Origin of the sequence: Flavobacterium sp., from assembly GCF_047602195.1 — a bacterium.
GTDB lineage: Bacteria > Bacteroidota > Bacteroidia > Flavobacteriales > Flavobacteriaceae > Flavobacterium.
Genome location: NZ_JASGHW010000004.1, coordinates 151092 through 168154, shown reverse-complemented (window position 1 = coordinate 168154; position 17063 = coordinate 151092). Strand labels below are relative to the sequence as shown.

Below are 17063 nucleotides of genomic sequence, written 5' to 3'. Positions count from 1 at the left end.
ACAAAGCTATGAAAATCTGCGCGAAATATAGATAATTCAACGAAATTACTAAATTCAGCATATGATTTAAAAATATCTTAAAAGTTTGATAATTTTTGTTAAATTAGCGAGGCAAAAATTGCAAAAACGATAACAACCAACTAAATTTTCATTTATGAAAAAAAATTTCCTATTAATTTTAATGGGATTCCTCTCCTTTTCTGGCTTTGCACAGCTCGATGAGGATTTCGAATCCGCTCCCGCAGCACCGGATGGTTCCGGTGTGTGGACCATGACTTCCGGGAACTGGTTAGTCAAAGACAACCGGGTCAATGCAGCCCCCAATTGGGAAATCAATCCACAGGGCACTTATCCGGCCAACGGCGGAGTAAAAGCCGCTTTTGTCAACAGGGAGAACACCGGGCCTGGTGTTTTGGCCGAAGAATGGCTCATCACACCGCTGGTTAACGTGACCGATGTCAACCGACAATTGCGTTTTTTCACCAGACAAACCTTGACCGGGGATGATGGCAACGCCGTATATCAAATCCGTGTTTCAACAGATGCCAACCAAGGCAACTTGGGCGCCTACGAAGTATTGGTTACGTACACCGAAACCCAACTGAGTACCATTACGCCTACACAATTGGATTATGAAGAAAAAATCATCAACCTTACGGGAATGTCGGGCAACCGGTATTTTGCCTTTGTGAAGGTTTGTACCCAGCCAAACGCCCAAACGGTGGGTGACCGTTGGCTTATCGACGACGTTCACATCGTGGAACGCTGTCTTGAACCGGATACATTTGGGGTGACCAATGTTTCGGCTTACAATGCCACGCTTACCTGGGAAGGCAACGCGGCCAATTATACGATTGAATACGGACCGTCTGGATTTTTACCGGGATCGGGGACCATTGTAACAGGTATTCCTGATGGAGGAAATACAGATTCTTATACGATTCCATTGCAATCAGGCCCTCCGGGACCTTTGACCCCGGATACAGCTTACCAGTTTTATGTGACTTCGGTGTGTTCGACTTCATCGAGTCTGCAGACCGGGCCGTTTAACTTTATTACCTCGCCTTTGGGCTCTACTTGCGAGGGTCCTATCGAAGTAACCCCATTGCCCTATTCCGATACGGGAGATACCCTCCAGCAAGGCAATAACGTCGATGAAACCACACCGGGATCCAATTGCGGGACGACGGGCGAATACCTGGCCGGAAACGATGTGGTGTACTCGTATACGGTGCCGGATACCACAACCGGGCTGATCAGCATCGAAATGAACCCGCTCGGCAATACCAACACAGGGGTTTTTGTTTACGCAAGCTGCGATGACATCGGGAACAACTGTATTGCAGGTGTCGCCAACAGCAATGGCGGAGTCAGAAGCATTCCTGCTTTGCCTGTTACGGCGGGCAGTACGATATATATAGTAGTGTCGTCGACGATGGCCACACCTTCTTTCACGTACAACATCTTGATCCAGAACGTAACCTGCGCCCCGCCGACCGGATTGTCCGCCACGGGAACAGGACCAAACAGCGCGAACCTTTCTTGGCAAAATCCGGGCAACGCGACCCAATGGGAAGTGTTTGTACAGACGGCCGGAAGCCCAGTGCCTACCACTGCGGGTATCCAAGCCGATACTAATGTCAATTTTGGAGTGACCGAGCTTACCGCCGAAGGAACGACTTTGCAACTCGGCACACCTTACCAATATTGGGTAAGAGCCCTGTGTCCTGATGGCGTATCGTTCAGCCAATGGGCGGGACCTTATTTGTTCAACACCACTTCTTGCTCAAGCGGTTGTAACTATACGTTTGAATTGGTAGATGCCTTTGGCGATGGCTGGAATGGCAATACCATCAGCGTGATCCAGGACGGATTGGCAATCGCAGTACTCGGACCAACATTCACCGATGGCGAAGGACCGGTAACCGTTTCGGTGCCTTTGTGTGACGGACCATTTACGTTGTTCTGGAATGAGGGTGGAGATTTCCCGGGTGAAGTCGGGTTGTCTGTCATCAACTCATTCGGACAGGTTATTTTCGTAAAAGAATTTGGCGATTTTTCACAAAACTCAGAAATTTTCGCAGGAACGGTAGATTGCCAAAACCCATTGTGTTTGCCACCTACCGAAGTGACTTGGTCTACACCAACCACCAACGGGGTAATCGTGGCCTGGGTACCTAACGGGCCAGCACCGGTAACCTGGGAAATCTATGCGCTCCAGGCGGGTGACCCAGTTCCAGATGCGGGAACAACCCCAACAGTAACAGGAATCCCAGGAACCGACAATACCTTTACGCTTACCACCCAATTGGATCCGGATACCGAATACACCATTTATGTAAGGGCGGTTTGTTCAGGACCGGGCGAAAACCCATGGTCTGAGCCATCGGAGCCGTTCACAACTTTACCGACTTGTCCGAGACCGACCAACATCCAAACCACGGCAGCCGATTTGACTTCGTTGTCTTTCACCTGGACTGCCGGCGGAACCGAAACCGCTTGGGAATACGCGATTGTACTGGACGGAGATCCGGTTCCGACGACTTGGTTGCCAGTTGGTACGAACTCGGTGACCATCAACACCGATTTGACCCAAGGGACGGCTTATGATTTCTATGTACGCGCGGTTTGTATACCAGGCGAAGACATCAGTGTACCGGCAGGACCGCATTCGGCCAATACGACCGTCTGTCCGGCATCGGAACAATGTAACTATACCTTTACGCTGACCGATTCATTCGGTGACGGCTGGAATGGCAACACGATGAGCATCCTCCAAAACGGCATTGTGGTCGCTACGATCGGTGCCGATTTTGTAGACGGAGCAGGTCCAATCGAAGTCCAAGTGCCTTTGTGCCACGGTGTCGCTTTCGAATTGTTCTGGAACAATGAAGGAAACTTCCCGGGTGAAGTAGGGGTTTCAGTAACGAGCTTCCTCGGCGCGACCATCTACAACAAACCATTCAACACAGGCGAACCGGGAACAACCTTATATTCAGGAACAGGAGAGTGCGTCGCACCAACCTGTTTGGTTCCTACTGGCGTGCTGGTTACCAGCACATCGTTGACTACAGCGACCATCACTTGGGATGAAAACAATCCGACACCATCTGGATCATGGGATATTTTGATCCAATCCTCTACCTTGCCACCACCAATACAGAGTGCACCGGGATGGATCAACGTAGACCAAAATCCATACACTTATGGTCCATTGGACCCAGCTACTTCCTATACCGTTTATGTGCGTTCGGTATGTTCAGAGACCGATAAGAGTTTCTGGAGCATCGGAGCCGATTTCGGTACACAGATCTGTTTGCCTGCCAACGTGTGCGACTATACCTTTACCATGACCGATTCCTTCGGTGACGGCTGGAACGGCAACACGATGACGATTTTACAAAACGGCATTCCAGTAGCGGTGATCGGAAACGAGTTCACCGGCGGAACCGGCCCAATTGAAGTAGTCATTCCATTGTGTAACAACATTCCTTTCTCGGTGTTCTGGAATAACGGTGGAAACTTTGCCGGAGAAGTGGGCATGAGCATTGAAAACGCCTCGGGCGATCCAGTGTTTACCCTCGAACCGGGCAGTTTCGATCTGCAAGGAACCACTATTTTCGAAGGCGAAGTCAACTGTGTACCGGCAACTTGCCCAAGACCAGTTCAACTCAACGCTTTGGAAATCACAGAAACATCGGCTCAATTGAGTTGGACCGAAGCGGGTACGGCCACTTCATGGGAAGTCATCGTACTTCCTGCGGGCTCGACTGCACCAGCCAATACGCCACCACCTTACCCAGGTGCTATCTTAACCACCGATAATCCGGTTACAGTCGCTCTTGAATCAGGAACAGCCTACGTATTTTATGTACGCGCGCTTTGTTCGGACAGCGACATCAGCAACTGGGGCGGACCAAAAGCATTCAACACGCTCATCACCAACGACGAGTGCGACGAAGCCATCCATGTTCCGGTTAACGGCGACCAGTCTTGTGCGGAGTTTGCCTCTGGAACCATCATCGGTGCGACGCCATCGGCATTGCCAACAGATTGCGGCGGTACGGCCGACGATGATGTCTGGTTCGAATTTACCGCGGTGACCACGGCACACAACATCAACCTGACCAACGTGGCCGGTTCGACCGAAGATTTGTTCCACGTCCTGTACCAAGGAGACGAATGCGGCAACATGACGCAGATCTATTGCAGCGATGACAACCAGAGTATCGCCACGGGTCTTACACCGGGCGGACATTATTTCATCCGCGTGTATTCTTGGACCGATACGCCAAACCAAACCTCGACTTTTAATATTTGTATCGGAACCATTCCGCCGCCGATTACCTCGAATACGGAAACCTATACACCGGTGCAGTTGATCGAGGACGTATTGATCAATTCGACCTGTGCGAACATCTCCAACATTACGTATTCTACAGGAACCAATTTCGGTTCGGTCAACGGTATCGGTTATTTTGAGAAAAACGGATCTTCGTTCCCATTCGATTACGGTATCGTATTGACTTCTGGAAACGCCGACTTGGCGCCGGGTCCAAACACCAACATCATGAGTGAAGGTATTCCGGAATGGCCGGGCGATCCTGATTTGGCGCAAGTCCTGACCGACCAAGGCATCACTGGAATCACCGGAAATGCCACGACGCTCGAATTTGATTTCGTGCCACTTACAGACAGCATCAGCTTTGACTTTATCTTCGCGTCGGAAGAATACGGTACATTCCAGTGCCAGTATTCGGATGTATTCGCGTTCTTGTTGACGAATTTGAGTACAAATGAAACGACGAATCTTGCGGTATTGCCAAGTACCGACATCCCGGTTTCGGTAACCACGATCCGCAACGGGTTGTACAATGAAAACTGCGAATCGGCCAATGAGGAATATTTCGCGGCTTACTATCTCGATCCGGGATTGAACCCGCTCGAGGCTCCGATTAATTATAATGGTGTGACCGTCCCGTTGACGGCTTATTCTCAGGTTACGCCGGGCCAAGCTTACCACATTAAATTGGCGATTGCCGACTTCGGTCCGTTCTTCCAGGATAATGCGCTCGATTCTGCGGTGTTCCTCAAAGGGGGCAGTTTTGGAATCGGAGACATCGAATTGGGGGATAACCTTTTGGAAGAAACGGGTAATGCCGTTTGTTCAGGCCAAACGGTCGTGATCAACTCGACCCTGGATCCTGCAGATTATACTTTCGTATGGTTGGATGGCGAACAGGTGATCGATGGTGCCAATGGAGCGACATTGACCGTAGACCATGAAGGAACGTACACGGTTCAGGCGCATTTGAACAATTCAACATGTATGGGAACCGACTCGGTCATTGTAGAATACTACAGCCCAGTTCAACCTACACAGGCGCCAGATTTGGTGTTGTGCGATTCAGACATGAATGGCGTAGAAACTTTTGACCTGACGGTTAATGAACCGGTCATTTTGGGTGCGCTTGGCGGAAATTACACGCTGACGTATTTCAATACTTTGGCCGATGCCCAAAGCAACAACCTCGATGCGGATATCGAAACCCCGACCACCTATACGGGTACGAATGGAGAGACCATTTATGTTAGGGTAACGTTGAATCCGGTGGGTTGTTTCGAGGTCACCACCTTCGATTTGATCTTGACCAATCCGAATATCGTTCCGGTATTCAATGCCATCGGAAACATCTGTTCAGGCGATGCGCCTCCGGTGCTCCCTGGAACCGACAACAATGGAATCACCGGAAGCTGGAGTCCGTCGTTCATCGACAATACGCTCAGCGGGGTGTATGTGTTTACACCGGACTTGGGTCAATGTGCCGTTCCTTACTCGGTCAATGTGACTGTACTTCCTGCGGGACAAGTACCGCTTTTTGCCGCCATCGGACCAATCTGTGTAGGGGAAACTTTCGTGTTGCCGACGCAATCAACCAACGGAATCAATGGAAGTTGGACCCCGGCGGTAAACAATACGCAAACCACAACCTATACCTTTGAACCGGCACCGGGTCAATGCGCGGTGAATACCACGATTACTGTGGTAGTCAATCAACCGATCGACCCTGGATTCGAACCAGTAGGTCCTTTGTGTGAAGATTCACCACCACTTACCTTGCCAACTACTTCGGACGCCACGGGCATTACCGGAACTTGGAATCCGGCGGTAGTCAGCACCGATACCGTAGGGACATCAAGCTACGTATTTACGCCTAATGCAGGGCAATGTGCCAATGGGCAGACGCTTTCGGTAACTGTTATCGGACAACCGGCGTTTACCCTGGCCAGCGGATGTGTGGGCTTGGAATATGTATTGACCGTTACGCCAGGAACCAATTTAGGAAACGATGTTACCTATACCTGGACCGACGCACAAGGCGATCCGATACCGGGCGCCGACGAAGCTTCATTTGTGGTTACCACTACCGGAACCTATGGATTGACCGTAACTTCGGGACAGTGTTCCTACAGCCAAGACATTCTTGTGACTACGATATCTTGTACGATCCAACGCGGTATTTCTCCTGGTGACGGATCAGACAACGATTTCTTCGACCTTGCGGGTCTCAATGTCCGCAGGCTGGAGATCTTCAACCGTTACGGTACCAAGGTGTACAGCAAGACGAACTACTCCCGCGAGTGGTACGGCCAGTCGGACAACGGCAACGAGCTTCCGGACGGTACGTACTTCTACGTGATCGAACGCGACGGGGTCGAGAACACCACGGGCTGGATTTACATAAACCGAGTAAAATAAGAGAATAAGGAAAAGCCTTTCCCCCGGTCTTATGGGACCGGGGCGTTGGGCACAAAACATACACACATGAAGAAAATCTATTTCGCGGCCCTCTTGCTTGTATTGGGTCTTTCGGAAGCCGCGGCGCAGCAGGATCCGCACTACACGCAGTACATGTACAACATGAACGTGATCAACCCGGCGTATGCCGGCTCTAAGGAGAACATGTCCTTCGGTCTTTTGTACCGCAAGCAGTGGGTGGACATCGAGGACGCCCCTTCCACGTTCTCCTTCTCGGGCTCGACGCCCGTTGGCAAGAACGTCGGTATCGGTTTGTCGTTGATCAACGACCAGATCGGGCCGGTGGAGGAGACCAACGCCTATGCCGACATCTCCTATACGCTTAACCTTGGGGGGGAGCACCGCCTTGCCTTCGGTATGAAGGCCGGGGCTACGTTCCACAAGGTGGGCCTTTTCTCTAAGATCGGCAACGGCTATGTCCCGGATGCGGGCGACGATGCCTTCGCCGAGGACACCAGCAACACGTTTTTGAACGTGGGTGCGGGCTTTTTCTACTACACGCAGAAGTACTACGTTGCGTTTTCGGTGCCCAACATGCTCAAGAGCACGCACCTGGATTACAACGGCCGCAAGTTCGGTACCGAGAGCCTGCACTACTTCCTGACGGGGGGTTACGTGTTCGATCTCTCCCCGAACACCAAGCTCAAGCCGTTCGCGATGGTCAAGAGCGCCTTCGACGCGCCGGTCTCTTTCGACGCCTCGGTCAACGCCTTGTTCTTCGAGAAGTTCGAGCTTGGGGTTACCTATAGGCTCGAGGACAGCTTCGGCGGTATGGTGGGCTACAACATCACCCCGAACCTGAAGCTTGGCTACGCCTACGACCACATCATCTCGGACCTTAACGTGACCACCCCTTCCTCGCACGAGTTCATCCTTTTGTTCGATTTGAACTTCCCGAAGAAGGTATCGCGTTCGCCACGTTATTTCTAACCCAAAAAGCAGCATAGCACATGAAAAATCTATATACAGCATTGATATTCGCCCTGGCGGGAGCCACCCTTTCTGCACAGAACAAGGACACCCAGAAGGCGGACAAGCTCTTTCGAGAAGTACGAATACGTCGACGCGGCCCAGGAATACCTGAAGCTTGTGGACAAGGGCAAGGCCGACAACTACGTCTACCTTCAGCTAGCCGACACGTACTACAACATGTTCAACACGGCCGAGGCGGCCAGGTGGTACGCCAAGGCGACCGAGCAGAAGCAGGACGCGGAGATCTACTACCGCTACGCGCAGATGCTCAAGGCCAACGGCAAGTACGAGGAGTCGAACAAGCAGATGAGGACCTTCGCGCAGATGGCCCCCGGGGACCAGCGTGCCAAGGCGTTCAACGAGAACCCGAACTATGTCCCGAGATTGCTTGACAAGAGCAAGCTCTATGAGGTCAAGCCCTCTGATGTGAGCTCTGACAAGTCGGACTTCGCCGCGGTGCTCTACGACAAGAGCGTATGGTTCGCCTCAGCCCGCAACGGCGCGCGCAAGGACTACGGCTGGAACGAGGAACCTTACCTTGACATCTACCGCGCCGACTACAACGACGACGGTACGATCACCAACGCCGGAACGGTATCGGAACTCAACTCGAAGTGGCACGACGGCCCCGTGACGATCTCGGCCGACGGCAACACGATGTACTTCTCTAGCGAGAGCTTCAAGGAGAAGGAATCGGAAAAGAACAAGAAACTCAACGCCAAGTTCGGGCAGGTATACCTTTTCAAGGCGACCAAGCAGGGGGACAAGTGGGGCGATATCACGCCGCTTCCGTTCAACGACAAGACCTACTCTTGCGCCAACCCGAGCCTGTCGAGGGACGGCAAGACGCTGTATTTCTCCTCGAACATGCCGGGCTCTATGGGCTCTACCGGAGCCACCGACATCTGGAAGGTATCGATAGGTTCGGACGGCAGCTACGGCAAGCCGGAGAACCTTGGGAAGAACATCAACACCGAGGGGGCCGAGAGCTTCCCTTACATATCGGATGACGGCACGGTGCTGTTCTTCGCCTCGGCGGGACGTCCCGGACTGGGCGGCTACGACGTGTTCCAGGCCGATTTGCAGAAGAATACGGAAGCCACCAACCTTGGCAAGCCGGTCAACACCGAGAAGGACGACTTCGCCTTTACGTTCAACAAGCAAAGGAAGACAGGTTTCCTCTCGAGCAACCGCAACGGCAACGACGACATCTTCGTGGTGAGCCCGATCTGCGGGGTGCAGTTGCTGACGGTGGTTACCGACGCCAAGACGGGCAACATCCTTGCCAATGCATCGGTGTCTATCGTTGACGACAGGAAGAACGTGATCGCCACCGAGCAGTCCAACGCCAAGGGCGAGGTGACCTATCGTGTGGAGTGCAACCGCGAGTACACGATCCAGGCCTCGAAGGACGGCTACGAGGGAGCGGGCTTCCCCGTGAAGAAGCAGGACGGCGGCGACCAGAGGGTCGAGGCCAAATTGCAGCCTATCGAGACGATCGTCAAGGAAACGGAGATCGTTTTGAACCCGATCTTCTTCGAGTTCAACAAGTCTAACGTCACGCGCGAGGGTGCCTTCGAGCTGGACAAGCTGGTTCAGGTGATGAAGTCGAACCCGAACTTGACGATATTGGCCAAGTCGCACACGGACAACCGCGGTTCGGACGCGTACAACCTTGCCTTGTCCGACCGACGTGCCAAGAGCACGGTCCAGTACGTGATCTCCAAGGGTATCGCCAAGAGCAGGATCACCGGCAAGGGCTTCGGGGAATCCGAGCCTAAGGCCGACTGCGGGGAGAACTGCACGGAGGAGCAGCATGCACAGAACAGACGCAGCGAGTTCCTGATTGTCAAGTAATCGGAAACACAATCATAACGCAATCATAACACAAAACCTCCTGTATGGGAGGTTTTTTTATTGGATTATTGTAGGGTTAAATCGAACTCGGTGGTTTATTGGAAACCGGGAGCCGCATCAGGGATGGCAGCAGGGCACCGTGTGCCGCGGACAGCCCGGCGCCGACGAGGGACGAGGAAGCGGATGCCAAAAAAAGTCGAAAACGTCAAAATCAGGAACTTATTTTCCTTACTGTCAGTGCATTTATTAACAGAAAAAAGTTAAAAAGTAATTTTGTCTTAACGGTTTCATAAATTTTGTTAAATTTGGAACTCAAAAATTTACAAAACTATATTAAACCACCTAAATTTTCATTTTATGAAAAAAATTATTTTACTTTTTTTGGTGTTGTTGAGTAGTTCGTTGGCTCATTCTCAGGGGCTTAACGAAAAATTCGAGTCAGCACCAGACACGCCAGATGGCTCGGGGGTTTGGACTTTGACCGACGGTAACTGGTTGGTGACGGATAACGTTGCCTCTTCTACTGTCGATTGGCAAGTGAACCCAGATCCGCCTTATCCGGCTTATGAAGGCGTAAAATGCGCATTTGTGAACAGGGAAAACCTTGGGAATGGAGGCAGTTCGGAAGAATGGCTGATTACCCCACAGGTAAACGTCACTGCCAACCAGCAATTGCGTTTTTTCACCAGGCAGACGCTGGCCGGGGATTCGAACCAAACCATTTATGAGGTAAGGGTTTCCAGCAATGCCAACCAAGCCAACTTGAATGCGTATACGGTTCTGGCCTCTTACACAGAAACACAGTTGAGTTTGCTTACGGCAAACCAGTTGGACTGGGAGGAAAAAATCATCAACCTTGGTTTTACCGGTATGCGCTATTTTGCGTTTGTAAAAGTATATACCCAACAAGGAGCGGCGACCAATGGTGACCGCTGGTTGATTGACAATGTAAAAATGGTACAACGCTGTGTTGAACCGACTGTTTTGACAGCAACTAATATTTCTTCTACCGGTGCAACCGTGGGTTGGACAGGATCGGGAAGCAACTACACGATTGAGTACGGTCCTCAAGGTTTCACACCAGGAACCGGTACGATCGTCAGCAACGTTCCGGACAGCGGTCCGAATGACACTTATGTCATTCCAGTAGGATCATTGACACCGGACACTTGTTACCAATTTTATGTAACGGCACATTGCGGATCCGGAGAGACGGGTTCGAGCAGTTTGCAGACGGGACCTTTTAACTTTTGTACGGAACCTTTGGGAACGACTTGTGCGGGACCAATCGTGATCGATCCAGGATTGCCTTATTTTACTTCTGATGATACCAACAACTATGGTAACGGCATCAGCGGAACAGGAAACACTTGCGGCACCAGCGCCAACTTCCTCAACGGAAACGATGTGGTTTATTCTTGGACGAATACCGCTGCGGCCGCTGTCAATGTTAACATCCAAATGAATCCGGGTTCGGCTACGAACACCGGCGTTTTTGTTTACAGCAGTTGTGCCAACATCACCAGCAACAACTGTTTGGCCGGTGTTGGAAATGCCAACGCGACCATCCGCGAAATTCCTTCGCTCAGCGTAGCCGCAGGCGCGACCATCTATGTGGTGGTTTCTTCGACAACGGCTACACCAAGCTATACGTATACTTTGGCTTTGCAAATCGTCAACTGTCCGGCTCCAGTCAATGGACAGGCCGTACCGGGAACGATTGGTATGACCGATGCACAATTGTCATGGGCCAACGGAACAGGCAGTACTTCTAACTCTTGGGACGTAGTGGTTCAACCTGCCAATGCGGTTACCATCCCAACAGTGCCTGGATATGAAGTAAACGGAACACCTCAGGTATCTGCGGCGCTGGCTTATGGCGCACCATTGACGTCAGCCACAGGATATGTATTCTGGGTTCGTGCAGATTGTGGCAACGGAACCAACAGCCTTTGGTCTGGACCGTATGCTTTCGCCACCAAAATTTGTGAGGCGGTTGACCAGTGTAACTATACCTTTACTTTGACCGATTCATTCGGAGACGGATGGAACGGTGCCACCATGCAAGTAAGACAAGGCAACGACCACATCGTCGTAGCGACTTTGGGTACGACTTTCACCACAGGAGGTGGACCGATTGTGGTTACGGTACCGATGTGTAACAACTTGCCATTCGATTTGTACTGGAACGCCGGCGGAGGTTTCCCTGGCGAGGTCAGAATTTCGATCAAGAACTCTTTTGGACAAACCATCTATGCGATGACCACAGCCAGTGGCGCATTGGTCAATACGGAAGTTTATTCAGGAACAGTTGACTGTCTCAACCCATTGTGTTTGACACCGACAGCTTTGGCAGTTCCTACGGCTACCGTTACTTCTAACGGTGCGGTGATCAACTGGACTTCTTCGGGTGTGCCAACATCAGGTTGGGATTTGTACGTGGTACCGCAAGGAACTGCTGCACCGCTATCAGGAACACCACCGACTTATACTGTACCAGGACCGACACCGACTTACACGATTCCAAACGGACTCTTGGCAGACCAATGCTACGATGTTTACATCCGTTCGGTATGTACGGTGAACAGCCCAAGTGTTTGGACAACGACACCGGTTACTTTCTGTACGTTGCCAACTTGTCCGAAACCGACCAACATTCAGGTTCCGGCAGCAGGCATCACTTTGGACAGTGCCAACATCACTTGGACGGCTGTAGGCGCAGCGACTGGATATCAAGTAGCGATTTTGCCATCGCCATCGACGCTTCCTATTCCAGAAGTAGCATGGTCAGCGGTACAAACGGGAACCACTTATCCTGCAAGCGGATTGAATTCGGGGACATTGTATGATGTGTACGTAAGATCGATCTGTTTGGACGGAGGTGATATAGGTCAGCCAAGCGCGCCGGTCACTTTCAATACCATCATTTGTTTGCCGGAACAACAGTGTAACTATACGTTCACTTTGACCGATTCATTCGGTGACGGATGGAATAACGCCAGAATGCAGGTAAGACAAAACGGTATCGTAGTGGCTACCTTGGGTGCCAACTTCACCGGTGGTGCCGGACCAGTAGTGGTCAACGTACCACTTTGCCACGGTGTTCCATTCGATTTGTACTGGAGCGTTGCCGGAGGTTTCCCTGGCGAATGCCGTATTGCCATTACCAACAACTTTGGCCAGCAGTTGTATGCCATGACTGCAGCAAGTGCCGGTTTGGTTGGAACGGTTCTTTACGAACAGGATGAAGTAGATTGTTTGGCGCCATTGTGTTTGCCACCAACCGTGCTCACAGCGAATCCGAGTATTTTTGATGCGGTCATTTCTTGGACGCCTTCTACATTCAATACCGCTTTTGATGTGTACATCGTAACGGAAGGTTCGCCTGCTCCGGATGCCAGCACCATCCCAACTTATTCAGGTGTAACTGGCAACTCGGTCAACACTTTGACGCAATTGCCTGAATTCCACTTGAACCCAAGTACGACTTACGTCGTGTACGTAAGAGCGATTTGCGACGCAAACAGCCCAAGTATTTGGACTCCACCAACTACATTTACTACTTTGCCGACTTGTCCGCAGCCAATCAATTTGATGGTTGATGGAACAGATACGAACTCTGCGACCTTGACCTGGACCGAAGTGGGTCCTGCAACGCAATGGGCGGTTTACATCGTACCTTCGGGTTCACCTGCACCAGTTCCAGGAACGGATGCACCTACTTTTATTGTCAATGGCGCAGGGCCGACAATAACTTTGAATACTTTGACAGGAGTCCTTCCTGACCAGCCGGGCGCACCGATGGATCCAGGATTCTACCAATATTATGTAGTGGCCCAATGTACCGAAACCGACCACAGTACGCTTGCTGGTCCGGTTAACTTCTTTATCTTGAACTCTACTTCGGTATGTCCGGATGTTATTGTGCCGCTTGAAACGCCAATACCGGGAATCGTCGATTTCTGTCCGGGAGAACATTGCTTCGACCTTACAGCGGAATACGTAGATTTCAAAGACACGACTACTTATATCGTAGATGCGGTTCCATTCGCCCCGCCATTCCCATTCGTCGGCGGCACCGAATTGAACATCACCACAGACGACATCTGGGGACCACCAGTAACCTTGCCTTTCGATTTCTGCTTCTTCGGGGTGAATTCACAGTCCGTACAAGTTGGATCGAATGGTGTAGTGACCTTTACACCACAAGCATTCCCGGGCAACTGTCCATGGGCATTTACCCAAACCATCCCGAATGCGAACTTCCCGATCAAAAACGCAATCTATGGCGTGTATCAGGATATCAACCCGAACGTTTCGACCGCACCACTGGTACACAGTATCAACTACCAGGTATTGGGTACGGCACCATGTCGTTCATTCGTGGTAAACTACTACCAAGTAGCGCAGTTTAGCTGTGGTACTACAGTTGGTTTGCAAACGAGCCAGATCGTATTGTATGAAACTTCGAACATCGTTGAAGTATATGTTCAAGACAGAACCGTTTGTACCGGATGGAACAGCGGAAGCGGTGTGATCGGAATCCAGAATGCAGCCGGAACACAGGCGCATTTCCCTCCAGGAAGAAACACCGGACCATGGGAAACCCATAACGAAGCTTGGCGTTTTACACCGAACGGTGATTCAAACGTAGAGTTTACTTGGTTGCAAGGCGATTCTCCTATTGGAAATGGTTCTACTGACGTTACCGTTTGCTTCTCAGAAACCACATTGATGACTGCCCGTGCTACTTATACCGGTTGTGGAGGTGATCAGGTTGTGAAAGAAGTGAGCGTCTTGCTCAGAATCAATGAAGTGGACATCGAGCCAATCGAAGATGTAGTACAATGCGAATGCTATGTATTGCCTGCATTGGAAGAAGGTCAGCACTATTATACCGCTACAGGCGGACCTAACGGAACAGGAACCGAAATCGCTGCCGGAACTTCCATCTGCGACCCATCGACTACCATTTTCGTATACGCAGCTTCGAACACCGAACCACCATGTTCCGATGAAGAAGAGTTCAATGTGACCATCAATTTGGTACAGGCACCGACGCTTCCGGACGTAACAGTTTGCGAAAGCTATACCTTGCCTCCGCTTGAAGAACCATACTACTATTTCGAGCAACCAGATGGCGGCGGACAGCAGTTTGAGCCTGGAGCAGTAATCAGTACGCCTGGACCAATTTACATTCTGGGTGTAGTGGGCGAATGTCTCAGCCAAAGCAGCTTTACCATTTCAATTGGTGCCATCGAAGCCGATGTATTGGCCGACGTGACCGATTGTAACGGATTCATCTTGCCGGAATTGTCAGCGAACAATACCTACCATTCAGAACCGGGTGGAACAGGAGCGACTTATGAGCCGGGAACAAATATCAACCAGACGCAGATTATTTACATCTATGCGCAACAAGGCACTTGTATCGACGAGAGCCAGTTTACGGTAACTGTTCAGGATCAAATCATCCCGACCTTCGAACCGATCGCGAACATCTGTGTAGGCGGAACAGCCGATCCATTACCGACGTCTTCTACAAACGTTCCGGCTATCAATGGAACTTGGAATCCGCTGACTATCGATACATCAGTTGCAGGTACATTTGATTTTACCTTTACTCCTGATGGAACGATTCCTTGTGCAGTTCCAACAACAATCCAAGTGACGATCGATCCATTGATTACACCGGCGTTTACGCAATTGTCGGCGGTTTGTGTCGGCGGTACGATTACTTTGCCAACGCAATCGAACGATCAAACACCGATTACCGGTACTTGGTCTCCTGCACCAGACAATACACAAACAACGGAGTATACCTTTACACCGGATGCGGGTCAAGGCTGTGCAACGACAACGACAATGACCGTTGTAGTTAATACAAGCATTATCCCGACATTCAATCCGATTGCACCAATTTGTGCGGGTGATGCGAATCCTTTGCCGGCAACCTCAAACGGACCTGAATTCGTGACGGGTACTTGGACACCAGTTTTTGATCCGAACCTGACTACAGAGTATACGTTTATACCAGATCCAACTTTGTTCCCATGTGCCGATGCAAATCAAAAGTTGACCGTTACTGTCAACCCTATCATCACACCGTCATTTAGTATAGCAGCTATTTGTGCGGGCGATGCATTGATCTTGCCAACGACATCCAATGGGCCTGACGCAGTAACAGGTACTTGGTCTCCTACACCGGATAATACGCAAACCACGACATACACCTTTACGCCTGATGCAGGTCAAGGTTGTACTGTTCCGGTTGACGTAACCGTAGTGGTAAATCAGCCAGCTACTCCAGTGTTTACACTTCCATCAACCATCTGTACAGGCGATGTTCCTCCGGTGCTCCCTGCAACAGACAACAATGGAATCCCTGGAACTTGGAGTCCACTGACGGTAGACAATACGTTGAGCCAAGTGTACACCTTTACCCCGAATTCGGGTCAATGTGCCGTACCATTGGTTGTTAATATTACCGTATTGCCTTCGATTACACCGACGTTCAACCAACTTGGACCAATCTGTGCCGGTGATGCTTTGGTATTGCCAGCGCAATCAACCAACGGTATCAACGGAATCTGGACCCCGGCGGTAGACAATACGCAAACGATGACTTATACGTTTAATCCTGCTGCAGGACAATGTGCAGCTCAGGTTACCATGACTGTTGTTGTGAACCCGATTGTTGTCCCAAGTCTTACTCAGATTGGAGCGATTTGTTCTGGAAGCACGGCACCAACATTATCGCCAACCGATCTCAACGGGGTGAGCGGAACATGGAGCCCTGCCCAAGTGAGCAATACACTAACAGGAACGTATACGTTTACGCCAGACCCAGCCATTTACCCATGTGCTGAATCGGCTTCTATCGAAGTAACGGTGAATGGTTTGCCGGCATTTACGCTGACAGACGGTTGTATCAACAACGATTATACGTTGTCTATTTTGAGCAGCAATTTCGAAGCAGATGATGTTACGTATGCATGGACTGATAGTAATGGATCACCAATCCCAGGTTCTGGAAACAATCCTAAAGCGGTTATTACTACGCTGGGAACTTACTATCTTACTGTAAACCTGGGCGGATGTACCACTACCGAAAGTATTACACCGACCACCGTATCTTGTACGATCCAACGCGGTATTTCTCCTGGTGACGGATCAGACAACGATTTCTTCGACCTTGCGGGTCTCAATGTCCGCAGGCTGGAGATCTTCAACCGTTACGGTACCAAGGTGTACAGCAAGACGAACTACTCCCGCGAGTGGTACGGCCAGTCGGACAACGGCAACGAGCTTCCGGACGGTACGTACTTCTACGTGATCGAACGCGACGGGGTCGAGAACACCACGGGCTGGATTTACATAAACCGAGTAAAATAAGAGAATAAGGAAAAGCCTT

General features: G+C 50.8%; 4 protein-coding genes. All 4 read left to right on the top strand.

The features are described from left to right. Window positions 1-154 precede the first annotated feature (154 nt). The 4 genes from QM717_RS07140 to QM717_RS07125 all read left to right on the top strand — a co-directional run bounded on the left by QM717_RS07140 (window position 155) and on the right by QM717_RS07125 (window position 17044). On the top strand, window positions 155-6760 hold the full coding sequence (locus tag QM717_RS07140) for a choice-of-anchor L domain-containing protein (protein ID WP_415036295.1): 6606 nt from the start codon (window positions 155-157) through the stop codon (window positions 6758-6760). A gap of 66 nt (window positions 6761-6826) precedes the next feature. Next, on the top strand, window positions 6827-7750 hold the full coding sequence (locus tag QM717_RS07135; RefSeq protein WP_415036289.1) for a type IX secretion system membrane protein PorP/SprF: 924 nt from the start codon (window positions 6827-6829) through the stop codon (window positions 7748-7750). Between the two features lie 159 nt (window positions 7751-7909). Next, entirely contained in the window at window positions 7910-9649 is a 1740-nt protein-coding gene (locus tag QM717_RS07130) for an OmpA family protein (protein ID WP_415036293.1), read from the top strand. Window positions 9650-10006: 357 nt separating this feature from the next. Then, complete coding sequence (locus QM717_RS07125; RefSeq protein ID WP_415036291.1) at window positions 10007-17044, top strand: fibronectin type III domain-containing protein; 7038 nt, start codon at window positions 10007-10009, stop codon at window positions 17042-17044. Window positions 17045-17063: the final 19 nt, after the last annotated feature.